This is a genomic window from Streptomyces triculaminicus (assembly GCF_017349075.1).
Lineage (GTDB): Bacteria > Actinomycetota > Actinomycetes > Streptomycetales > Streptomycetaceae > Streptomyces > Streptomyces triculaminicus.
Map to the genome: position 1 here is coordinate 160,089 of NZ_JAFMOF010000002.1, position 21,731 is coordinate 181,819.

The window sequence follows — 21,731 nt, forward strand, 5'->3', positions numbered from 1 at the left end:
CATGAAGCAGACCGTCCGCACCCGGCCCGGCGGTAGCGAGCGGCGGCTGGACGCCGCCTATGACACGGCGCTGCTGGACCTCGACGGCGTGGTGTACGCGGGCGGCGAGGCCATCGCGCACGCCGTGGAGTCCCTGGGGACGGCCCGGGACGGCGGGATGCACCTGGCGTACGTGACGAACAACGCGGCGCGCACCCCGGAGACCGTGGCGGGGCACCTGACCGAGCTGGGGGTGCCGGCCGAGCCGGCGGACGTGATCACGTCCGCGCAGGCCGTGGCCCGGCTGATCTCCGATCAGCTGCCGTCCGGTTCCCGCGTGTTGGTGGTCGGGGCGGAGGGGCTGCGGGTCGCGCTGCGCGAGCGCGGGCTGGTGCCGGTGGAGTCGCTGGACGACGATCCGGCCGCCGTGGCGCAGGGGTACGGCGGTCCGGACATGCCGTGGTCGCGGCTGATGGAGGCGTCGTACGCGGTGGCGAGCGGGCTGCCGTGGTTCGCCTCGAACACGGATCTGACGATTCCCAGCGCCCGGGGCATCGCGCCGGGCAACGGCTCGGCGGTGCAGGTGGTGCGGATAGCCACCGGCGCGGAGCCGCAGGTGGCGGGGAAGCCGCTGCCGCCGATGCACCGCGAGACGATTCTGCGGACCGGTGCCGAGCGGCCGCTGGTGGTGGGCGACCGGCTGGACACGGACATCGAGGGCGCGCACGCGGGGGGTGTGGACTCGCTGCTGGTGCTGACCGGGGTGACGACGGCCGCGCAGCTGCTCGCGGCGCCCCCGGAGCACCGGGCGACGTACGTGGCGGAGGACCTGCGGGCGCTGCTCGTGCCGCAGCCGGAGGTGTCGGAGGCCGACGGCGGGGCGTTCCGGTGCGGTGGGTGGACGGCGTCGGTGAACGGCGAGGCGCTCGCCCTCGAGGGTGACGGTGACCGCGCCGACGCGCTGCGGGCGCTGTGCGCCGCGGCGTGGACGGCGGCGGGGGACGGCACGTGCGCGCTGGACTCCGCGAAGGCGCTGGCCCGGCTGGGCTGGTAGGGGTGCTGCCGCCGGGGCGGACGCGCACGCGTCCGCCCCGGCATCACGTTCCGGTCAGCCCAGTTCCGCCAGGAGGTCCTCTTCGGTGGCGCCGCGCCGCCAGTAGCCGGTGAAGGTCACCGCCCGGCGGTCGACGCCGCGGTCGCCGACGAGGTGGCGGCGCAGGGCGCGGACGGTGCCGGACTCGCCGGCGATCCAGGCGTAGGGCGTGCCGGAGGGCAGCCGTGCGGCGCGGACCGCGTCGAGGGTGGGTTGTCCGGCGGCGCCGCGGATCAGCCAGGTGATGTCGGCGTCGGCCTTGGTGGGCAGGTCCGTCACGTCGTCGGGGTGGGCGACCTCGAGGAAGACCTTGGCGGGGGTGCCGGCCGGGAGCCAGGCGAGGATGCCGGCCGCGGCGGGCAGGGCGGACTCGTCGGCGGTGATCAGGACCCAGTCGGTGCCGGCGGGGGCTGGAAGTCGACGCCGCCGTTCTCCTCGGCGGTGGGGCCGAGGATGGCGACGCGGTCGCCGGGGCGGGCGGTGCGGGACCACAGCGACGCGGGCCCGCTGTGCCCGTCGTCCGCTCCGTGCTGGACGGATCCGTGCTGGACGAAGTCGACGTCGAGCTCGTCGGGGTCGTGGCGCAGCTCGCGCACGGTGTACGAGCGCATGACGGCCCGTACGGCCGGGTCCTGGATGCGCCATTGGGCGTACCAGCCCACGCCCCGGTCGTCGGGGAGCACCGGGGCGGGCTGTCCCGGCCGGGGGAGGAACAGCTTGAAGCGCTGGTCGCGGCCGCCGGTGACCATCTCGCCGAGCTGGTCGCCGCCGAAGGTGACGCGGACCAGGGAGGGGCCGACCCGCTCGGTGCGCAGGACGTGCAGGTCGAACCAGCGGTAGGGCGGGGGCGGGGTTCCGGACATCGCCGGGGGCGGTCCTTTCGGTCGGTGCGGTCGGGGGCCGGGCGTCAGGACGTCTTCTTGGCCTTCTCGATGGCGGCGGCGAGGTCCTCCAGGAGGGGCGCGCAGCCGGCGTAGGAGAAGCGCGGCTCGCTCAGCCAGGGGGAGACCTGGCCGGCCTTGACGGCGGGGAGTTGCTCCCAGGTGGGCTTGGCGGCGAGGTCCTTGGGCTGCAGGGCGGAGGTGCGGCTGTCGAGGATGATGAGGTCGGCCTGGTACTTGTCGGCGTTCTCCCAGCTCAGGCTCTCGAAGTAGCCGCCCTTGTCGAGCTTGTCGGGGACGACGAGGTCGACGCCGAGCTCGCGGAAGTACATGAGGTCGGCGTTGACGGCCGGGTTGGAGACGTAGAAGAGGTCGGCACTGCCGGAGGCGGCCATGACCTTGATCCGGTTGGTCCTGGCGGCCTTGCGCAGGGTCTCGGCGGCCTTCTCGAAGCGGGCCTTGGCGTCGGTGACCTTCTTGGCCGTCAGGTCGGCGCCGAGGGAGCCGGCGAGGGCGGCGTAGCGCTTGATGGGCTCGAGCATGGAGACCCGGGCGGAGGTGAGGCCGACGCTGGGGGCGAAGCCGAGGATCTTCTTCTTGCTCTCCTCCGGCACGTACCACAGGGCCTCGGGCTCGAACATGTTGCTGACGAGCAGGTCGGGCTTGAGGGCCGCGTACTTCTCGATGCCGAACTCGCCCCAGGCGTTGCCGAGGACGGTCAGCTTGTCGATGTCGAGGTCGCCGGCCTGCGGGTCGGGCTTGCCGTCCTTGAGGGTGGTGGGGCCGAAGACGCCGACGCATTCGACGCCGAAGTCGTGGAGGGCGGCGGCGGTTCCGGTGAAGGCGACGATGCGCCGGGGGGTCCTGGCGGCCTTGACGGTCTTGCCGCGGTCGTCCTTGAAGGTCCAGGCGCCGTCTCCGCCGGAGTCGTCGGAGGCCGATGAGGACGAGCCGCCCCCGCAGGCGGTGAGGAGGGCGCCGAGGCCCAGGGCGCCGCCGGCGGTGAGGAAGCCGCGACGGGAGGGGGCGAGGGTGCGGGGGTGCTCATGGGGTAGTGCTTCTCCCGAGTGAGGATCAAATATGAGGGTAGGCTAACCTAACCTGGTGTTGGTCGACAGTGCCCCTCCCCCACCGCCGCCCCGGAGGCCGGACCCCGCCGCCGCGCCGCCCCGCGCGCCGCCGGACTCCTCGCCGCGGTCGGCGCCCTCCTGCTGGTCCTCGTCGCGTCCGTCGCCGTGGGCGCCAAACAGATCCCCCTCGACCGGGTCTGGCACGGGTTCTTCCACTACACCGGCAACGAGACCGACGTGGTCGTACGGGACGTACGCGTCCCCCGCACCCTCCTCGGCCTGCTCGTCGGCGCGGCGCTCGGCCTCGCCGGCACCGTGATGCAGGCCCTCACCCGCAACCCGCTCGCCGACCCCGGCCTGTTCGGCATCAACGCCGGCGCCGCGGCCGCCGTCGTCTCCGGCATCAGCTTTCTCGGCGTCAGCTCCCTGACCGGCTACGTCTGGCTCGCCTTTCTCGGCGCCGCCGCCGTCTCCGTGGTCGTCTACGCGCTCGGCGGCAGCCGGGGCGCCACGCCCGTACGCCTCGCGCTCGCCGGCACCGCCGTCACCGCGGCCCTCAACGGCTACGTCTTCTCCGTCCAGTTGCTCGACACCGCCGCCCTGGACCGGATGCGCTTCTGGACCGTCGGATCGCTGGCCTCCGCCAACTCCACCGTCGTCACCCAGGTCGCGCCCTTCATCGTGGCCGGCGTCCTGCTCGCCCTGACGCTGGCACGGCCCCTCAACGCCCTGGCCCTCGGCGACGACCAGGCCCGCGCGCTCGGCACCCGGCTGACCGCCACCCGCGTCCTCGCCCTGGCCGCCGTCACCCTGCTGTGCGGCGCGGCGACCGCCGCCTGCGGGCCCGTCATCTTCGTCGGGCTGATGGTGCCGCACGTCGTCCGCGTCTTCACCGGCCCCGACATGCGCTGGATCCTGCCCTACGCGGCCGTCCTCGCACCCGTCCTGCTGCTCGGCTCGGACATCGCCGGCCGCGTCGTCGTCCGCCCCTCCGAACTCCAGGTCGGCATCGTCACCGCCCTGCTGGGCGGACCGCTCTTCATCCACCTCGTACGGCGCCGGAGGATGGCCCGACTGTGAAGCACGCAAGGACCCTGCGCACCCGCGGCGGGCTCTCCGTCCGCCTCGAGACGCGCGCCGCGCTCGTCGTGCTGCTGCTCGCGGCCGGGGCGCTCGCCGCCTCCGTCGCCCTCATCGGCACCGGCGACTACCCCATGACCTTCGCCGACGTCGTCCGCACCCTGACCGGCGACGGCACCCCGGCCCAGGACTTCGTCGTCCACGACCTGCGGCTGCCCCGCGTCCTGGTCGGCCTGCTCGCCGGCACCGCCCTCGGACTGGCCGGCGCCGTCTTCCAGTCCGTCTCCCGCAACCCCCTGGGCAGCCCCGACGTGATCGGGCTCGGCCAGGGATCGACCGTGGGGGCGCTGCTCGTCATCGTCCTCTTCCAGGGCGACCCCCCGGCCGTCGCCGCCGGATCCCTCGCCGGAGGCGTCCTGTCCGGCGCCGCGATCTACGCGCTCGCCTGGAAGAAGGGCGTACAGGGCAACCGGTTCGTCCTCGTCGGCATCGCCATGGCCGCCATCCTCACCGCCGTCATCGGCTACCTGCTCACCAAGGCCAACCTCACCGACGCCGCCCGCGCCACCCTGTGGATGGTCGGCTCCCTGGGCGGACGCGACTGGGACCAGGTCCGGCCCCTGCTCCTCGCGTGCGCCGTGCTCGTCCCCCTCGTCCTCGGCCACGGCCGCGCCCTGCGCATGCTGGAGAGCGGCGACGACACCGCGTACGCGCTCGGGGTGCCCGTCGAGCGGACCCGGCTGGTCACCATGGCGGCCGCCGTGCTGCTGACCGCCGCCGCCACGGCCGCCGCCGGGCCCATCGCCTTCGTCGCCCTCGCCGCACCCCAGCTCGCCCGGCGCCTGACCCGCACCCCCGGACCCAACCTCATCGCCGCCGCCTGCACCGGCGCCACCCTGCTGGTCACCGCCGACTGGGGCTCGCAGCAGCTCTTCGGCGCCGACCGGCTGCCCGTGGGAGCGCTCACCGGCATGCTCGGCGGCTGCTATCTGCTGTGGCTGCTGTTCACCGAGCGCCGCGCGGGGCGGATATGAGCACGGCCCGCCCCCGTACCCCCGCACAAGGAGAGAACACCGTGAGCGACGCACGCGTGGCCACCGGCCCGCAGACCACCGCGAAGGCCGCACCCCGCGCGGACGGCGAAGCCGGCAGCACGACCACGACGAGCCGGCTGACGGCCGAATCCGTCACCCTCGCCTACGACGGACGGGTCATCGCCGAGAACCTCTCCGTCGCCGTCCCCGACAACTCCTTCACCGTCATCGTCGGCCCCAACGCCTGCGGCAAATCCACCCTGCTGCGCGCCCTGTCCCGCATGCTCAAGCCCGCCTCCGGCGCGGTGCTGCTGGACGGCGCGGCCATCGGCTCCTACCCCGCCAAGAAGGTCGCCCGCACCCTCGGACTGCTGCCCCAGTCCTCCGTGGCCCCCGACGGCATCACCGTCGCCGACCTCGTCGCCCGCGGCCGCTACCCCCACCAGGGCCTGCTGCGCCAGTGGTCACCCGAGGACGAACGGATCGTCGACGAGTCGATGGCCGCCACCGGCGTCGCCGCCCTCGCCGACCGGTACGTCGACGAGCTCTCCGGAGGCCAGCGCCAGCGCGTGTGGATCGCCATGGCCCTCGCCCAGCGCACCCCGCTGCTCCTCCTCGACGAGCCGACCACCTACCTCGACATCCAGCACCAGATCGAGGTCCTCGACCTGTGCGCCGAACTCCACGAGACCCAGGGCCGCACCCTCGTCGCCGTCCTGCACGACCTCAACCACGCCGCCCGCTACGCCACCCACCTCATCGCCCTGCGCGACGGGCGCGTCGTGGCCGAGGGACCGCCCGCCGAGGTGGTCACGGCCGAACTCGTCGAGCGCGTCTTCGGACTGCGGTGCCAGGTCATCGACGACCCGCAGACCGGCACCCCCCTGGTCGTCCCCGCCGCCCGCAGGCCCCGCACGGCCCAGGCCGGCGCTACAGGATCGCCCGCAGCCGCAGCACGTCCCGCAGGCTCGCCTTCAGCCTGACCCGGCCGCTGGCCCAGGCCCGCGCGAAGTTCAGCTCGCCGTCGACCAGGGCCACCAGATCGTCGCCCGTCATCTCCAGCCCGATCTCCGCCCGCGCCTCCGGGGCGCCCGGAAGAGTACGCACCTCCCGGATGTGCCCCTCGCGCAGATGGCCCACAAAGGTGACGTCGAGATCGGTGACATGGCAGCTCAGCGAGCGGTCGGGCGTGGCGGCGACACGGAGCTCGCCGCTCGCGCCCGCGAGATTCTCCGCCAGCCGGTCGAGTGCGGCACGGCACTCCTCGATCGTCGCCATCGCCATGGACGGTACACCGGCGAGCCCGGAACACCGGAGAAGCACCCGATAAGGGGTAGCGTCGGTTTCATGACCGACGCGACCCAGCCGCACCAGCCACCCCGGCGCCCCGCCCCCGGGCGCCGAGCGCGCCCCCACCGGCGACGCCGGCGTGGACGCCCACCTGGCCCGGCTGGCGGACGCCGACGACCTCGAGGTGAGCGGCCACCTCGAGGTGTACGAGGATGTACACCAGGGACTGCGCGACGCGCTCGGCGCGCTCGACCAGCGCCCCGGACCCCCTCGTCCGTACGACAACAGGAGCTGAACCGCACGTGGCAGTGACCCGCCGCCGACTCGACGCGGAGCTGGTGCGCCGCAAGCTGGCCCGTTCGCGCGAGCACGCGAGCCAGCTGATCGCCGCCGGCCGTGTGACCGTCGGCGGTACGACGGCGACCAAGGCCGCCACCCAGGTGGAGACCAGCGCCGCCCTCGTCGTCACCCAGGACGACAGCGACCCCGACTACGTCTCCCGCGGCGGCCACAAGCTCGCCGGCGCGCTCGCCGCCTTCGTCCCCCTCGGACTGAAGGTCGAAGGCCGCCGGGCCCTGGACGCCGGCGCCTCCACCGGCGGCTTCACCGACGTACTGCTGCGCTCGGGCGCCGCCCACGTCGTCGCCGTCGACGTCGGCTACGGCCAGCTCGCCTGGTCCCTGCAGAGCGACGAACGGGTCACCGTCAAGGACCGCACCAACGTCCGCGAACTGACCCTGGAGCAGATCGACGACCTGCCCGTCGACCTCGTCGTCGGCGACCTGTCCTTCATCCCGCTCGGTCTCGTGCTGCCCGCCCTCGTGCGCTGCGCCGCCCCCGACGCCGACCTGGTGCTGATGGTCAAGCCGCAGTTCGAGGTCGGCAAGGAGCGCCTGGGCAGCGGCGGCGTCGTACGCAGCGCCCAGCTCAGGGCCGACACCGTACGGGCCGTCGCGGCCCGCGCCGCCGAACTCGGGCTGGGCGTCATGGGTGTTACCGCCAGCCCCCTGCCGGGCCCGTCCGGCAACGTCGAGTACTTTCTGTGGCTGCGCGCCGGTGCGCCTGAACTGGACCCGGCGGACGTTGACCGTGCAGTGGCGGAGGGGCCCCGTTGACCACTTCAAAAGCACCATCAGCAGCACCGGCCGAGCCGGAGGCACAGACAGGACGCACCGTCTTCCTGCTCGCCCACACCGGCCGCCCGGCGGCCATCCGCAGCGCCGAACTCGTCGTCCAAGGACTCCTGCGCTGCGGCATCGGCGTACGGGTCCTCGCCGAGGAGGCCGCCGACCTGCCGCTGCCGCCCTCGGCGGAACGCGTCGAGGCCGGCCTCGGCAGGCCCGACGTCCTCGCCGGCTGCGAGCTGCTCATCGTCCTCGGCGGTGACGGCACGCTGCTGCGCGGCGCCGAGTTCGCCCGGCAGTCCGGCGTGCCCATGCTCGGCGTCAACCTCGGCCGCGTCGGCTTCCTCGCCGAAGCCGAGCGGGACGACCTCGACAAGGTCGTCGACCGCGTCGTGACCCGGGCGTACGAGGTCGAGGAGCGGATGACCCTCGACGTGCTCGTACGCACCGACGGGCACATCGTCCACACCGACTGGGCGCTGAACGAGGCCTCCGTCGAGAAGGCCGCCCGGGAACGGCTCCTGGAGGTCGTCACCGAGGTCGACGGCCGGCCCGTCTCCCGCTTCGGCGGCGACGGAGTGGTCTGCGCCACGCCCACCGGCTCCACCGCCTACGCCTTCTCCGCGGGCGGGCCCGTCGTCTGGCCCGAGGTCGAGGCGCTGCTCATGGTGCCCATCAGCGCTCACGCGCTGTTCGCCAAGCCGCTGGTGACCGCCCCGGACTCGGTGCTGGCCGTCGAGGTCCAGCCGCAGACGCCCAACGGCGTCCTGTGGTGCGACGGACGACGGACCGTGGAGCTCCCGGCGGGGGCGCGGGTGGAGGTACGGCGCGGCGCCGTGCCGGTCCGCCTGGCGCGCCTGCACCACGCCTCGTTCACCGACCGGCTGGTGGCGAAGTTCGCCCTGCCCGTCGCCGGGTGGCGAGGGGCGCCGCACTAGCTCGGGGCGGCCCCTCGGGGCCGCGCCGGGACCGGCGGGGGCGTCGGAAGTCGCCGTCCGGGTGCCCGCGAGGGTGGTGAACGCGACTGCCGCGGTGACGGCGAACGACGCGGCGGGACCGCCCGGAATGTGGATGATCATGGTTCCGCCCTGTCCCCCCAAGGGATCCCCGCACCATCGGGCCGTCACCCGGAACGGCGGCGGGGCTCTCCCCGGGCCGCTCGACGGGGGAGGCCGTCGCGAGCGGCCCCCGGAACCTCGTATGGTCGTATCCGTGTTGGAGGAGATGCGGATCCGGTCCCTGGGCGTCATTGACGACGCCGTTGTCGAGCTGTCACCCGGTTTCACCGCGGTGACCGGCGAGACCGGCGCCGGCAAGACCATGGTCGTCACCAGCCTCGGGCTGCTGCTCGGCGGGCGGGCCGACCCCGCGCTCGTACGCATGGGGGCCAAGGCCGCCGTCGTCGAGGGCCGGCTCGCCGTCGACGCCCGCTCGGCCGTCGCCGCACGGGCCGAGGAAGCCGGCGCCGAACTCGACGACGGCACCCTGCTCGTCAGCCGCACCCTCTCCGCGGAGGGGCGCTCCCGCGCCCACCTCGGCGGGCGCAGCGTGCCCGTGGGCCTGCTCAGCGAGCTCGCGGACGACCTCGTGGCCGTCCACGGCCAGACCGACCAGCAGGGACTGCTGCGCCCCGTGCGGCAGCGCCAGGCCCTCGACCGGTACGCCGGCGACGCCGTCTCCGTACCCCTCGCCGCCTACACGGGCGCCTACCGCCGGCTGCGGGCCGTCGCCACCGAACTCGCCGAGCTCACCACCCGCGCCCGCGAACGCGCCCAGGAAGCGGACCTGCTCCGCTTCGGCCTCGACGAGATCGCCGCCGTCGAACCCCAGCCCGGCGAGGACGCCGACCTCGCCGCCGAGGCCTCCCGCCTCGGCCACGCCGAGGCCCTCGCCTCCGCCGCCACCGCCGCGCACGCCGCGCTCGCCGGCGACCCCGAGGACCCCGAGGGCATCGACGCCGCCACGCTCGTGGCCGGCGCCCACCGCGCCCTCGAATCCGTACGGTCCCACGACCCCGCCCTCGCCGGCCTCGCCGACCGGATCGGCGAGATCGGGATCCTGCTGCGCGACGCCGCCGGAGAACTGGCCGGATACGCCTCCGACCTCGACGCCGACCCCCGCCGGCTGGCCGCCGTCGAGGAGCGCCGGGCCGCGCTCACGCAGCTGACCCGCAAGTACGGCGAGGACATCACCGAAGTCCTCGCCTGGGCCGAGCGCAGCGCCGCGCGCCTGGGCGAACTGGACGGTGACGACGACCGCATCGCCGAACTCACCACGGAACGCGACACGCTGCGCGCCGAACTCGGCGACCTCGCGCAGACGCTGAGCGACGCCCGGACCGAGGCGGCGAAGCGTTTCGCCGACGCGGTGACCGAAGAACTCGCGTCGCTGGCCATGCCGCACGCGCGCGTCTCCTTCGCCATCCGGCAGAACGAGATCACGGGCGGTGCCGCGGACGCCTCCGCGTCCGGTATCGAGGTCGGCGGGCGCGCCGTCACCTACGGGCCGCACGGCGCGGACGACGTCGAACTGCTCCTCGCCCCCCACCCCGGCGCCCAGCCGCGACCCGTCGCCAAGGGCGCCTCCGGCGGTGAGCTCTCGCGCGTCATGCTCGCCGTCGAGGTCGTCTTCGCCGGGTCCGACCCCGTGCCGACCTACCTCTTCGACGAGGTCGACGCCGGAGTCGGCGGCAAGGCCGCGGTCGAGGTCGGGCGCCGCCTGGCCCGGCTGGCGCGGACCGCGCAGGTAGTGGTCGTCACGCACCTGCCGCAGGTGGCGGCGTTCGCGGACCGGCACCTGGTGGTGGAGAAGACGCACGACGGCGCGGTGACGCGCAGCGGGGTGCGGGCGATGGAGGGGGAGGCGCGGGTGCGGGAGCTTTCGCGGATGCTGGCGGGGCAGGAGGACTCGGAGTTGGCGCGGGCGCATGCGGAGGAGTTGCTGGAGGCTGCGCGCGGGGGAGCTGAGGGGGAGGCCCGCTCTTGGTGCGGGTGCGTTGTGGGGCGGGGCCGGGGCGGATGGGCCGGGCCCTTACGGGACTGGATTATTTACGGCCCGGAGCCCTCTGGCGTGATGGTTGGCCCGTACGTGGGCCGCAAATAACCCTGACGTCCCTCTCAGGGCCCGGCCCATCCCACCCCGGCCCCTCCGGCCGGAGCCCGTCTGCGGGCGGGTGGGCAAACCCGACCACCGGGCCGCACCCGGCCACGTACAGTCGGCCCATGGGGATCGGGACAGCGGCGCTGCTCGCGCGGGGGACATACGAGGCACTGCGCCGCATCCGGCCCGGAGGGGCTGGGGTGTGGGACCGGAAGAACAGGTCCGGGCGGACCGTCGATCTGTGCGGTGGGCCCGCGGCGGTGGCCGGCACCGTGGGGGCCGTGGCGACCGCGTCCGCGTTGTCCGGCCGGCATCGGGTCGCCGGGGCGGTGGCCGTGCTGGTGGCCGGTGGGTGCGGGGCGTACGACGATCATGCCGGTGCCGGCGACCCGCGGCGGGGGTTCCGGGCGCATGTGTCGGCGTTGCGGCAGGGCGAGGTGACCAGCGGGGTGGTGAAGCTGCTGGGGATCGGGGCGGCCGGGATCGCGGCCGGTGTCGTGCTGAAGGAGCGGCCGCTCGACCGGCTGCTGGCCGGGGTCGTGATCGCCGGCGCCGCGCACGCGGTCAATCTGCTCGACGTGCGGCCCGGCAGGGCCGGCGCGGCGGTGCTCGCGCTCGGTACGGGCGGGATGCTGCGCGGCAGGGCGGCCGGACAGGTGGCCGCCGGGCCGGTGGGCGCGGCGGCGGCCCTGATCGCCGACGATCTCGGCGAACGGACGATGCTCGGCGACGCCGGCGCGCACGCGCTCGGCGCCGGTCTCGGGCTCGCCGTGGTGGCGGGCAACGGCCGGGCCGGGCTGGCCTTTCACGCCGCCGTGTTGACCCTTGCGGCGGTAGTCGCGGACGCCGGGAATCCCCAAAGTGGGTGAATCCGGAGATCTGTTAGCGAGGTGGGACGGGCCGGCCTCGGGACGGTGGTGCCGGGATGTCGGCGGAGGCTGGCATCCTGGCCTCAGCACCTCGCCGTACGCCCCGACCGACGTCGACCCAGGAGCTTCCCCCGCGTGAGCAGCACACCCGGCCCCTCGCACGGGCGGCCGCCCCTGCACGCTGTTCAGATCCTGGGCAGCGGGAGCGCGGGCAGCGGGGCGCATGTGCGGTCGCTGGCGGACGGGCTCGTGGCGCGCGGGCTGCGGGTGACGGTGTGCGGGCCGTGGGGGACGGGCGAACGCTACGAATTCACCGGCTCCGGGGCGGCCTTCACACCGCTGGGCCCGGGCGCGGGCGCCCTGACCGTCGCCGAGATCCGGGCGGCGAGCGCCGGTGCCGACGTGGTGCACGCGCACGGTCTGCGGTCCGGCGCCCTGGCCGCGCTGGCGCTGCGGGGCCGCGCGACCCCGCTGGTGGTCACCTGGCACGCCCGGGTACGGGCCGAGGGGCCGCGGTCCCATCTCGTACGGCTGATGGAGCGCCAGGCGGCACGGGCGGCGGCCGTGCTGCTCGGCACCTCGTCCGACCTGGTCGATCAGGCGCGGCGGCGGGGCGCGCGGGACGCCCGGCTGGCGCCGGTGGCGTTGCCGGCGCCGCGCACGCGGCCGGACGAGGACGAGTGCGTACGACTCAAGGCCCGGGCCGAACTGGGCGCGATGGCCAGGCCGTTGATCGTCACCGTGGGCCGGCTCGAGCCCGGCCAGGGACACGGCTTCCTGCTGGACGCCGCCCGGCTCTGGCGCGAACTGGACCCCGAACCCCTGCTGATCATGGCGGGTGAGGGCAGCGGACGCGCCGCGCTCCAACGCCGGATCGAGGACGAACAACTGCCGGTCCTGCTGGTGGGGCGCCGCGACGACGTCCCGGAACTGCTGGCCGCGGCGGACGTGGCGGTCCTGCCGAGCCGGTGGGAGGCGCGGTCCCTGCTGGCGCAGGAGGCCTTGCACGCCGGTGTTCCGCTGGTCGCCACGGCCGTTGGTGGAGTGCCGGAGCTTGTCGGTGACGCGGCGGAACTCGTCCCGTACGGGGATGCGGCGGCGTTGGCGGGGGCGGTGGCGCGGCTTCTGGACGATCCCGTTCGCTGTGCGGAGCTTGTGAGTGCCGGGCGGGTGCAGTCGGCGACGTGGCCCTCCGAGGATGACACCGTGGCCCACGTCCTGAGCGTGTACGACGAGCTCAGCCAGCGCCAGCCGAGTTGACGGCGCACCTGGCGCCCTGCTGGGGGGGCGATTCCGGGTGCGGCCCGTGGGTGGGTTTGTGCCCACCCGTTCCGCCCCAGCGGAACGACTGCCCACAAACAGGTAGGCGGAGATCCGGCCGGAGGGGCCGGGGTGGGATGGGCCGGGCCCTGAGAGGGACGTCAGGGTTATTTGCGGCCCACGTACGGGCCGACCATCACGCCAGAGGGCTCCGGGCCGTAAATAATCCAGTCCCGTAAGGGCCCGGCCCATCCCACCCCGGCCCCGCCCCACAACGCACCCGCACGAACACCCGTCACCCCACATGCCGCCGAGCCCGCAACGCCAGCCCCAGCGCCAGCACCGCCTCCGGGTCCTCCAGGTCCGTGCCGAGCAGCCGCCCGATCCGCCCCAGCCGGTCGTACAGCGTCTGCCGGTTCAGGTGCAGCTCCCGCGCCGTCTCCGCCTTGCGGCCCGCGTGGGCGCGGTAGGCCTCGAGCGTCGGCAGCAGCGCCGGCCGCGAGGCCGCGTCGTGGGCCAGCAGCGGCCCGATCACCCGCTGGACGAACGCCGCCAGGTCCCCGTGCGAGCGCAGCCGCCACAGCAGTACGTCCACGTCCAGCCGCCGCACGTCGTACCAGGGCGTACCCCCGCCTCCACAGCCTCCGCAGCCTCCGCGGCCCCCGCCGCGTACCGCAGCCCGGCCCCGCCGTCTCCCACGTGGCCGGCGCGCCCACGACCACCACCGGCGGCCGGAAGCCCGCCCGCTCGGCCCCCGCCCGCAGCGCCGCCGCCACCCGGTCGGCCACGGCGGGCCGGTCCTTCTCGGCGCGCAGCCCGACCAGCAGCGGTACGCGCCCCTCGGGCAGCCGGACGCCGAGCAGGACCGGGGCGCCGACGCCGGCCAGCTCCTCCTGGAGGGAAGCCGCCAGCACGGCCCAGCTCTCGGCGGGGACGAGGTCGTCGGCGGTCCGCGTCACCACGGGGAGCAGTGGTCCAGGGCCCGGCCGGAAGCCCAGGACCCGGGCCTGGGCCGCGGCGTCCGCCGCGTCCAGCCGGCCCTCGGCGAGGTCGGTGAGGAAGTCGCCGCGGCCGCGGGCGGCCAGTTCCTCCTCCTGCCGGGCCCGCATCAGGACGACGGCCAGGAGCCCGGCCGCCCGGTCGGCGGCGATCCGGTGGACGGGCGCCGGCGCCCCGTGCACGGGCAGCACGACGAGCCGGGCCCGCACCGCGTCCGTACCGCCCCTCGAGCCCCCCGAGCCCGCCGGCCCGCCGGGAATGTCGGCGATGACGCTCCCCGGCAGCCCCGCGGCGGAGGCGCGCAGCCCGGCCCAGACCTGCAGTGGGTCGGCGGAGCCGGGTTCGGCGGGAGGGGTGGGAGGTCCGGCGGCGTAGAGCAGGCGGCCGTCGGGGGTCTCGAGGAAGACGGGGTTGCCGGCGAAGTCGGCGAAGAGCCGTAGCAGCTCGGGTACGCCGCCCCCGCCCAGGAGCACCTCGGTGCAGCGCCGGTGCACGTCCTCGGCGCGGCGGAGCAGGGCGTAGTGGGCGTTGACGAGCTCGGTGTGGATCTCCTCGGTGACGGCCACGAACGGCACCTCCCGGTGCAGCTGCACCAGGGGCAGGGCGCAGGAGCGCGCGGTGTCGACGACGGCGGCGGGGAGGGTGGTGAAGCGCGCGCCGAGTTCGACGACGAGGGCGGCGATGCCGCGGTCGGCGAGGCCGCGGACGAAGGCGCGCTGTTCGGCGGGCCGGCTGCCGAGGCCCAGGCCGGTGGTGAGAAGCAGTTCGCCGCCCTTGAGGAGGGCGGCGATGTTGGGTGCCTCGCCGGCGTGGACCCAGCGCAGGGGACGACGCAGCGCGTCGCCGCCGACGAGCACCTCGGGGAGACCGCGCCGCAGGGCGGGCAGCGCCAGGGCTTCCGCCACGGTGATCGTGCCTTGTTCCATGGCGGGGAACCTAACAGGGCGGCGTGCCGCCCCCCGGCGCGGCGGTCAGCCGCCGAAGGCGCTGGAGGCGGCGAGCCGCAGCGCGGTGTCGATGAGCGGCACGTGGCTGAAGGCCTGAGGGAAGTTGCCGACCTGCCGCTGGAGGCGGGAGTCCCATTCCTCGGCGAGCAGTCCGAGGTCGTTGCGCAGGCCGAGCAGCTTCTCGAAGAGCTGGCGGGCCTCGTCGACGCGGCCGATCATGGCCAGGTCGTCGGCGAGCCAGAAGGAGCAGGCGAGGAAGGCGCCCTCGTCGCCCTCGAGCCCGTCGACGCCCGCGGCGGTGCCGGCGGTGGGGTAGCGCAGGACGAAGCCGTCGGGGGTGGACAGCTCGCGCTGGATGGCCTCGATGGTGCCGATGACGCGCTTGTCGTCGGGCGGCAGGAAGCCCATCTGCGGGATGAGCAGGAGGGAGGCGTCGAGTTCCTTGGAGCCGTAGGACTGGGTGAAGGTGTTGCGCTCCTTGTCGTAGCCCTTCTCGCAGACGTCCCGGTGGATGTCGTCGCGCAGCTCGCGCCAGCGCTCGAGGGGGCCGTCGACGTCGCCGGACTCGATGAGCTTGATGGTGCGGTCGACGGCGACCCAGGCCATGACCTTGGAGTGGACGAAGTGGCGGCGCGGGCCGCGTACCTCCCAGATGCCCTCGTCGGGCTCGTTCCAGTGGTCCTCGAGGTAGCCGATGAGGCGCAGCTGCAGCACGGAGGCGTAGTCGTTGCGGGCGAGGCCGGTCATGTGGGCGAGGTGGAGGGCCTCGATCATCTCGCCGTAGACGTCGAGCTGGAGCTGGCCGGCGGCGCCGTTGCCGACGCGGACGGGGGTGGAGTTCTCGTATCCGGGCAGCCAGGGCAGCTCGGCCTCGCCGAGCTCGCGCTCGCCGGCGATGCCGTACATGATCTGCAGGTTCTCGGGGTCGCCGGCGACGGCGCGCAGCAGCCATTCGCGCCAGGCGCGGGCCTCCTCGCGGTAGCCGGTGCGCAGCAGGGAGGAGAGGGTGATGGCGGCGTCGCGCAGCCAGGTGTAGCGGTAGTCCCAGTTGCGGACGCCGCCGATCTCCTCGGGCAGGGAGGTGGTGGGTGCGGCGACGATGCCGCCGGTGGGGGCGTAGGTGAGGGCCTTGAGGGTGATCAGCGAGCGGATGACGGCGTCCCGGTAGGGGCCGTGGTACGTGCAGTGGCCGACCCACTCCCGCCAGAACTCCTCGGTGGCCTCCAGGGAGCCCTCGGGGTCGGGCAGTGCGGGCGGCTCGCCGTGCGAGGGCTGCCAGCTGATGGTGAAGGCGACGCGCTCGCCGGGGGAGACGGTGAAGTCGGAGTAGGTGGTGAGGTCCTTGCCGAAGGTGTCGGCGGTGGTGTCGAGCCAGACCGAGTCGGGGCCGGCGACGGCGACGGTGCGGTCGCCCACCTTGTGCACCCAGGGGACGACCCGCCCGTAGGAGAAGCGCATGCGCAGGGCGGAGCGCATGGGCACCCGGCCGCTGACGCCCTCGACGATCCGGATCAGCTGGGGTGCCCCGTCGCGCGGGGGCATGAAGTCGATGATGCGGACGGTGCCGCGGGGGGTGTCCCATTCGGATTCGAGCACCAGGGAGTCGCCGCGGTAGCGGCGGCGGTCCGCGTGCGGTGGCGCCGCTCCCGAGGGGTGCGCCGGGCCGATCCGCCAGAAGCCGTGTTCCTCCGTGCCGAGCAGGCCCGCGAACGCCGCGTGGGAATCGAATCGGGGCAGGCACAGCCAGTCGGCCGTGCCGTCCCGGCAGACCAGGGCAGCGGTCTGCATATCGCCGATGAGTGCGTAATCCTCGATACGCCCGGCCACGTCATCTCCAGTCGAACGGCATCCAGGACCCCTTCAGGGGTCGAACGGCATCCAGGGCCCTGCGGGGCCCTTTGCTGGTCAAGCGATCTTCGACGAGCTCTGTTCCGGAGTGGCCCTTCCCAGAGGTAGCTGGGGGAGGGCGTGGTGCCGTGCCGGCCGGCTCGCTGCGTGTGTCCGAGCAGGATACGACGCCCAGTTGGCAGACGCGCGACGGTTGGCCGGGGAACTTGTGCCGAATGGGTGGCCTGTGACGACCGCCCGTGACGCAGGGTCGGTGGGGGCGTCGCGCCGCGTCACCGGAAGCGCCCGGGCCCGGTCGCTGATACCCTGGTACCCCGTGGACCGGTGGGCGCAAGACCCCCCAACCGCAGCGACGGCACCCCCGAAAACAACCGGGTGATCGCCGGAACGCACCCTCACTCGCGACCACGGGAGCCCCCCTTTGGCCATTGCCGCAAAGCCCACGACGACCAAGCACATCTTCGTCACCGGGGGTGTCGCCTCCTCGCTCGGCAAGGGGCTGACCGCCTCCAGCCTGGGCGCGCTGCTCAAGGCCCGGGGCCTGCGGGTGACGATGCAGAAGCTCGACCCGTACCTGAACGTCGACCCGGGCACGATGAACCCGTTCCAGCACGGCGAGGTGTTCGTCACCAACGACGGCGCCGAGACCGACCTGGACATCGGTCACTACGAGCGCTTCCTCGACGTCGACCTCGACGGCTCGGCGAACGTCACCACCGGCCAGGTGTACTCCACGGTGATCGCCAAGGAGCGCCGCGGCGAGTACCTGGGCGACACCGTGCAGGTCATCCCGCACATCACCAACGAGATCAAGCACCGCATCCGCCGGATGGCGACCGACGACGTCGACGTCGTGATCACCGAGGTCGGCGGCACGGTGGGCGACATCGAGTCGCTGCCGTTCCTGGAGACCGTGCGCCAGGTCCGCCACGAGGTCGGCCGGGACAACGTCTTCGTCGTGCACATCTCGCTGCTGCCCTACATCGGCCCCTCCGGCGAGCTGAAGACCAAGCCCACCCAGCACTCGGTCGCCGCCCTGCGCAACATCGGCATCCAGCCCGACGCGATCGTGCTGCGCGCCGACCGTGACGTCCCCACCGCCATCAAGCGCAAGATCTCGCTGATGTGCGACGTGGACGAGGCCGCCGTGGTCGCCGCGATCGACGCTCCCTCGATCTACGACATCCCCAAGGTCCTGCACACCGAGGGCCTGGACGCCTACGTGGTGCGCAAGCTCGACCTGCCCTTCCGCGACGTGAACTGGACCCAGTGGGAGGACCTGCTGGACCGCGTCCACAACCCCTCGCACGAGGTCACGGTCGCGCTGGTCGGCAAGTACATCGACCTGCCCGACGCCTACCTGTCGGTGACCGAGGCCATCCGCGCCGGCGGCTTCGCCAACCGCGCCAAGGTCAAGGTCAAGTGGGTCGCCTCCGACGACTGCAAGACCCCGACGGGCGCCCAGAAGCAGCTGGCCGACGTGGACGCGATCTGCATCCCGGGCGGTTTCGGCGACCGTGGCGTCAACGGCAAGGTCGGCGCGATCACCTACGCCCGCGAGAACAAGGTCCCGCTGCTGGGCCTGTGCCTGGGCCTGCAGTGCGTGGTCATCGAGGCCGCCCGCAACCTGGCCGGCATCGAGGGCGCCAACTCCACCGAGTTCGACCCCGCCACCGCCCACCCGGTGATCTCCACGATGGCCGAGCAGATGGACATCGTCGCCGGTGAGGGCGACATGGGCGGCACGATGCGCCTGGGCATGTACCCGGCCAAGCTCGCCGAGGGCTCCATCGTCCGTGAGGTCTACGGCGACCAGCCCTACGTGGAGGAGCGTCACCGTCACCGCTACGAGGTGAACAACTCCTACCGCGGCGAGCTGGAGAAGAAGGCGGGCATCCTCTTCTCCGGTACCTCCCCGGACAACAAGCTGGTCGAGTACGTCGAGTACCCGCGCGACGTCCACCCCTACCTGGTGGCGACCCAGGCGCACCCCGAGCTGCGCTCCCGCCCGACCCGCCCGCACCCGCTCTTCGCGGGTCTGGTCAAGGCCGCCGTGGAGCGTCAGCAGGGCTGATCTGTACGGTTGACCGGGGTGAGGGCCTCCGCTACGGAGGCGCTCACCCCGGTTTCGTATTTCTGGAGGACGCAGATGGGCAGCTTCACGGACACCCCCGCCGAGTGGCGGGTCAAGGCGAGCGCCACGCCGTTCCGGGGCAACAAGACCAGCGTGCGCACGGACGAGGTGGTCATGCCCGACGGCACCACCGTCACCCGTGACTACCAGGTCCACCCCGGTTCCGTGGCCGTCCTCGCCCTCGACGACCAGGACCGGGTGCTGGTCCTGAGCCAGTACCGCCACCCCGTGCGGCAGCGGCTGTGGGAGATCCCCGCGGGCCTGCTGGACGTCCCCGGCGAGAACCCGCTGCGCGCCGCGCAGCGCGAGCTCTACGAGGAGGCGCACGTCAAGGCCGAGGACTGGCGGGTGCTGACCGACGTCTACACCACCCCGGGCGGCTGTGACGAGGCCGTGCGCATCTTCCTGGCGCGCGGCATCTCCGACGTCGAGGGCGAGCGCTTCGAGGTCGAGGACGAGGAGCTGGACATGGAGCTGGCGAGGGTTCCGCTGGCGCTGCTGGGGCGCGGCATCCTCAAGGGCGAGCTCCACAACAACTGCCTGGTCGTCGGCGTGCTTTCGGTCATGGCCGCGATGGCGGGGGACGGCCTGGACGCGCTGCGCCCGGCCGACGCCCCCTGGCCGGCCCGCCCCTTCGAGGCGTGAGGGACGGGGCGCCCCGCGGCCGCCGCGGGGTGCCCCGGACGGGTGCCGTGGTCCGACCATCGGTCAACCCGAAGAGGTGATCTTCAGCATGGCGGGTCGGCGTTACCCGGAGTCCGGCGGGCGGTGAACTAGGCTCGATATGTTCCCGCCGCGGCCGCGGCGGGCTCGCACGTGCAGGTGGAACGGGAGTGGGCCCGTGGCGGAGCGGACGGTGGAGACCGGCGGACCGGCGGGGGCCCCGCCCGAGCGGCGGCTGCCCGCCCCCGCCCCGGAATGAGCCCCCGTCAGACGGCCGCCGCCGCACCGGCGTCGGCGGACCGTCCGTTCGTCGGCCGGCAGCGCGAGCTCAAGGAGCTGCGCGCCGACATCATCCGGGCGGGCCTGGACACCCTCTCCGGCCGTAAACAGCCGCGCGGCCGGGTCCTGCTCATCGCCGGCCGGCCCGGATCCGGCCGCACCGCGCTGGCCGAGCGGCTGGCCGGCCAGCTCACCAGGGAGTACCCGGACGGAGTACTGCGCGCCCGCCTCACGGGTGCCGACGGCTCCCCCGTGCCCACCGAGCGCACCGCCCGCGCCCTGCTCGCCGCCCTCGGCGCGCCCGTGCCGGCCGGGGCCGAGGAGGACGAGCTGACCGCCGCGCTGCGGGCCGCGCTGAACGGCAAGCGGGCGCTGCTGCTGCTGGACGACGCGGCGGGCGCCGAGCAGGTGGACCCGCTGCTGCCGGACGAGCCGGAGTGCCTGGTCGTCGCCGTCTCCCGGGGACCGCTGACCGGGGTGCCGGACGTCCGCCCGTGCGCGCTCGGCGGCCTGGACAAGGCGGCCGCCGTCGACCTGCTCGAGTGGTACGCGGGCCCGACGCGGATCACCTGCGACCCGGTGGCCGCCGGTGCCGTCGTCGAGGAGTGCGGCGGCCAGCCGGCCGCGCTGGTGCTCGTCGGCGGCTGGCTGGCCGCCCACTCGAAGATGTCGGTGGTGGACGCGGCCAAGCGGCTGCGGGAGCCGCCGCCGGCCGGGCGGCCCGAGAGCGCGGCCCGGCCGCTGGCGCGGGCGTTCTCGCTGGCGTACGAGGCCCTGTCGCCCACCGCCGCGCGCACCCTGCACCTGCTGGCGCTGGCCCCGGCCGGGCTGGCCGACGCGCATGTGGCCTCCGCGCTGGCGGGCTGCTCGCTGACCACCGCCCAGTCCGTGCTGGAGGACCTGACGGCCCGCGGCCTGCTGCGGCTGGAGGCCCCGGAGGGCGAGGGCGGCGTGCTGCCCGCGCAGTACCGCGTGCCCGGCTGCCTGGCGCCCATCTTCACGGCGCTGCTGCAGGCGCAGGAGCGGCCGGCCGAGACGGAGCTGGCGCGGGCCAGGATGCTGGAGCGGACGGTGCGGCAGCTGTACTCCTGCCGCGCGGTGACCGAGCGCGACGACCCGGCGGTCCGCCGCAGGATCGAGCAGCTGCCCAGGCCGCTGCGCTTCCCCTCGGCGCGCGCGGCCGAGGAGTGGCTGCTGGCCCGGCTGCCCGCCCTGCTTGCCGCGGCCCGGCTGGCGGTGGAGGACGGCCGGCTCGACACCCTGGCGCGGCGGCTGGTCTCCGCGCTGACCCGGGCGCTGACGGCCCATCTGGGCCCGGAGGCCGCGGCCCCCGAGCTCTACGGGCTGCACCAGCTCGTCCTCGATGTGGCCCGGCGTTGCGAGATGCCGCTGGAGAAGGCCGCGGCGCTGCTCAACCTCGGTGACCTGGACGCCCGGGCCGGGCGCACCGCGGAGGCCCTCGAGCGCTACCGCCAGGCGCTGGACTCGGCGCGGGAGGCGGGCGATCCCTACGCCGTCAGCCGGGCGCTGGAGTCGGTGGGCGCCGCGCATCAGGAGCTGGGGGACTGGCAGCGGGCCGCCGACTGGTACCGGCGCGGTCTGGAGCTGCGGCTGACCCGTGGGGAGCTCGCCGACGAGGCGCGGCTGTACGGGCGGCTGGGCGCGGTGCACGCGTACGCGGGCCAGTTGACGGAGGCGCTGCGCGACTGGCGGGCGGCGGCCGCGGCGTGCCGCCGGCTGCGGGACGTGCCCGGGCACGCGCGGGCGCTGGGCGAGGTGGCCCGGGTGCTGGAGCACGCGGGGCGGCCGAGGGAGGCGCTGCGCACGTACCAGGAGGCGGTGGAGTGCGCGCAGCAGGCGGGCGACGCCCGGCTGGAGGCCGCGCTGCGGCTGCGGCTGGCGGACGTGCTCGAGCGGGCGGGCGACGTCCCGGGGGCGGGAGCGCAGCGTCAGGCGGCCGAGCAGCTGCTGGACCGGGCGGGTCGCACCCCGTCGCAGGACGGCGTGTCACCCTGACGGTGCAACGCAGGGTAACCGATCGTGGACCTAAGAAACAGATGGCGTAACGCTCAAAGATTGGTG

Annotated in this window: 16 protein-coding genes and 2 pseudogenes; 13 read left to right on the forward strand and 5 right to left on the reverse strand. The window is 74.3% G+C overall.

Annotated features, from left to right (window positions below; translation table 11 throughout):
- Nucleotide 1 precedes the first annotated feature (1 nt).
- Nucleotides 2-1,033: an HAD-IIA family hydrolase gene (locus tag J1792_RS10745; RefSeq protein ID WP_207247161.1), complete on the forward strand. Its 1,032-nt coding sequence runs from the start codon at nucleotides 2-4 to the stop codon at nucleotides 1,031-1,033.
- 54 nt (nucleotides 1,034-1,087) lie between these two features.
- Here J1792_RS10745 and J1792_RS10750 read toward each other — a convergent pair.
- Nucleotides 1,088-1,935, reverse strand: a pseudogene (locus tag J1792_RS10750) (siderophore-interacting protein).
- A gap of 44 nt (nucleotides 1,936-1,979) precedes the next feature.
- Nucleotides 1,980-3,035 (reverse strand): ABC transporter substrate-binding protein, encoded by a 1,056-nt coding sequence (locus J1792_RS10755; RefSeq protein ID WP_207247759.1) that lies wholly within the window; start codon nucleotides 3,033-3,035, stop codon nucleotides 1,980-1,982.
- Nucleotides 3,036-3,161: 126 nt separating this feature from the next.
- Between J1792_RS10755 and J1792_RS10760 the strand changes: the two genes are divergently transcribed.
- From J1792_RS10760 to J1792_RS10770, 3 genes are all read left to right on the forward strand, one after another.
- Complete coding sequence (locus tag J1792_RS10760; RefSeq protein ID WP_207247760.1) at nucleotides 3,162-4,103, forward strand: FecCD family ABC transporter permease; 942 nt, start codon at nucleotides 3,162-3,164, stop codon at nucleotides 4,101-4,103.
- Nucleotides 4,100-5,137: a FecCD family ABC transporter permease gene (locus J1792_RS10765; protein WP_086573700.1), complete on the forward strand. Its 1,038-nt coding sequence runs from the start codon at nucleotides 4,100-4,102 to the stop codon at nucleotides 5,135-5,137. The genes J1792_RS10760 and J1792_RS10765 overlap by 4 nt, the downstream gene beginning before the upstream one ends.
- A gap of 137 nt (nucleotides 5,138-5,274) precedes the next feature.
- A complete protein-coding gene (locus J1792_RS10770; protein WP_242646006.1) occupies nucleotides 5,275-6,120 on the forward strand; it encodes an ABC transporter ATP-binding protein in 846 nt (281 codons plus the stop codon).
- On the opposite strand, the gene J1792_RS10775 is transcribed toward J1792_RS10770, so the two are convergent.
- Nucleotides 6,068-6,415, reverse strand: a complete 348-nt coding sequence (locus J1792_RS10775) for a sterol-binding protein (protein ID WP_086573704.1) — start codon at nucleotides 6,413-6,415, stop codon at nucleotides 6,068-6,070. The two genes, J1792_RS10770 and J1792_RS10775, sit on opposite strands and share 53 nt — an antisense overlap.
- 151 nt (nucleotides 6,416-6,566) lie before the next feature.
- On the opposite strand from J1792_RS10775, the gene J1792_RS10780 reads away from it, so the two are divergent.
- The 6 genes from J1792_RS10780 to J1792_RS10805 all read left to right on the forward strand — a co-directional run bounded on the left by J1792_RS10780 (nucleotide 6,567) and on the right by J1792_RS10805 (nucleotide 12,779).
- Nucleotides 6,567-6,722 carry a hypothetical protein gene (locus tag J1792_RS10780; RefSeq protein ID WP_372446096.1) on the forward strand — a complete coding sequence of 52 codons (156 nt, stop codon included), beginning with the start codon at nucleotides 6,567-6,569 and terminating at the stop codon, nucleotides 6,720-6,722.
- A gap of 13 nt (nucleotides 6,723-6,735) precedes the next feature.
- Nucleotides 6,736-7,542 carry a TlyA family RNA methyltransferase gene (locus J1792_RS10785; protein WP_086574909.1) on the forward strand — a complete coding sequence of 269 codons (807 nt, stop codon included), beginning with the start codon at nucleotides 6,736-6,738 and terminating at the stop codon, nucleotides 7,540-7,542.
- Nucleotides 7,539-8,489 carry an NAD kinase gene (locus J1792_RS10790; RefSeq protein WP_086574907.1) on the forward strand — a complete coding sequence of 317 codons (951 nt, stop codon included), beginning with the start codon at nucleotides 7,539-7,541 and terminating at the stop codon, nucleotides 8,487-8,489. The genes J1792_RS10785 and J1792_RS10790 overlap by 4 nt, the downstream gene beginning before the upstream one ends.
- A gap of 262 nt (nucleotides 8,490-8,751) precedes the next feature.
- A complete protein-coding gene (gene recN / locus J1792_RS10795; RefSeq protein ID WP_207247162.1) occupies nucleotides 8,752-10,653 on the forward strand; it encodes a DNA repair protein RecN in 1,902 nt (633 codons plus the stop codon).
- Between the two features lie 119 nt (nucleotides 10,654-10,772).
- Entirely contained in the window at nucleotides 10,773-11,519 is a 747-nt protein-coding gene (locus tag J1792_RS10800) for a hypothetical protein (protein ID WP_086575497.1), read from the forward strand.
- A gap of 135 nt (nucleotides 11,520-11,654) precedes the next feature.
- Nucleotides 11,655-12,779, forward strand: a complete 1,125-nt coding sequence (locus tag J1792_RS10805) for a glycosyltransferase family 4 protein (protein WP_207247163.1) — start codon at nucleotides 11,655-11,657, stop codon at nucleotides 12,777-12,779.
- Nucleotides 12,780-13,074: 295 nt separating this feature from the next.
- On the opposite strand, the pseudogene J1792_RS10810 reads toward J1792_RS10805, so the two are convergent.
- A pseudogene (locus J1792_RS10810) lies at nucleotides 13,075-14,704 on the reverse strand (PucR family transcriptional regulator).
- Between the two features lie 45 nt (nucleotides 14,705-14,749).
- Nucleotides 14,750-16,552 (reverse strand): glycoside hydrolase family 15 protein, encoded by a 1,803-nt coding sequence (locus J1792_RS10815; RefSeq protein WP_086575373.1) that lies wholly within the window; start codon nucleotides 16,550-16,552, stop codon nucleotides 14,750-14,752.
- A gap of 442 nt (nucleotides 16,553-16,994) precedes the next feature.
- Between J1792_RS10815 and pyrG the strand changes: the two genes are divergently transcribed.
- The 3 genes from pyrG (at nucleotide 16,995) to J1792_RS10830 (ending at nucleotide 21,665) form a co-directional block, all read left to right on the forward strand.
- Nucleotides 16,995-18,647: a CTP synthase gene (pyrG, locus tag J1792_RS10820; protein WP_242645874.1), complete on the forward strand. Its 1,653-nt coding sequence runs from the start codon at nucleotides 16,995-16,997 to the stop codon at nucleotides 18,645-18,647.
- Nucleotides 18,648-18,722: 75 nt separating this feature from the next.
- The gene (locus J1792_RS10825; protein WP_086575470.1) at nucleotides 18,723-19,352 is read left to right on the forward strand and encodes an NUDIX domain-containing protein; all 630 of its coding nucleotides are present in this window, start codon (nucleotides 18,723-18,725) and stop codon (nucleotides 19,350-19,352) included.
- 273 nt (nucleotides 19,353-19,625) lie between these two features.
- Entirely contained in the window at nucleotides 19,626-21,665 is a 2,040-nt protein-coding gene (locus tag J1792_RS10830; RefSeq protein WP_207247164.1) for a tetratricopeptide repeat protein, read from the forward strand.
- Nucleotides 21,666-21,731: the final 66 nt, after the last annotated feature.

Excerpts from the sequence above, each read along its gene's own strand:
- J1792_RS10830 (WP_207247164.1), top strand. The coding sequence starts at position 19,626 with ATGAGCCCCCGTCAGACGGCCGCCGCCGCACCGGCGTCGGCGGACCGT.
- J1792_RS10800 (WP_086575497.1), top strand. The coding sequence starts at position 10,773 with ATGGGGATCGGGACAGCGGCGCTGCTCGCGCGGGGGACATACGAGGCA.
- J1792_RS10775 (WP_086573704.1), bottom strand. The coding sequence starts at position 6,415 with ATGGCGACGATCGAGGAGTGCCGTGCCGCACTCGACCGGCTGGCGGAG.
- J1792_RS10825 (WP_086575470.1), top strand. The coding sequence starts at position 18,723 with ATGGGCAGCTTCACGGACACCCCCGCCGAGTGGCGGGTCAAGGCGAGC.
- J1792_RS10745 (WP_207247161.1), top strand. The coding sequence starts at position 2 with ATGAAGCAGACCGTCCGCACCCGGCCCGGCGGTAGCGAGCGGCGGCTG.
- recN (WP_207247162.1), top strand. The coding sequence starts at position 8,752 with ATGGTCGTATCCGTGTTGGAGGAGATGCGGATCCGGTCCCTGGGCGTC.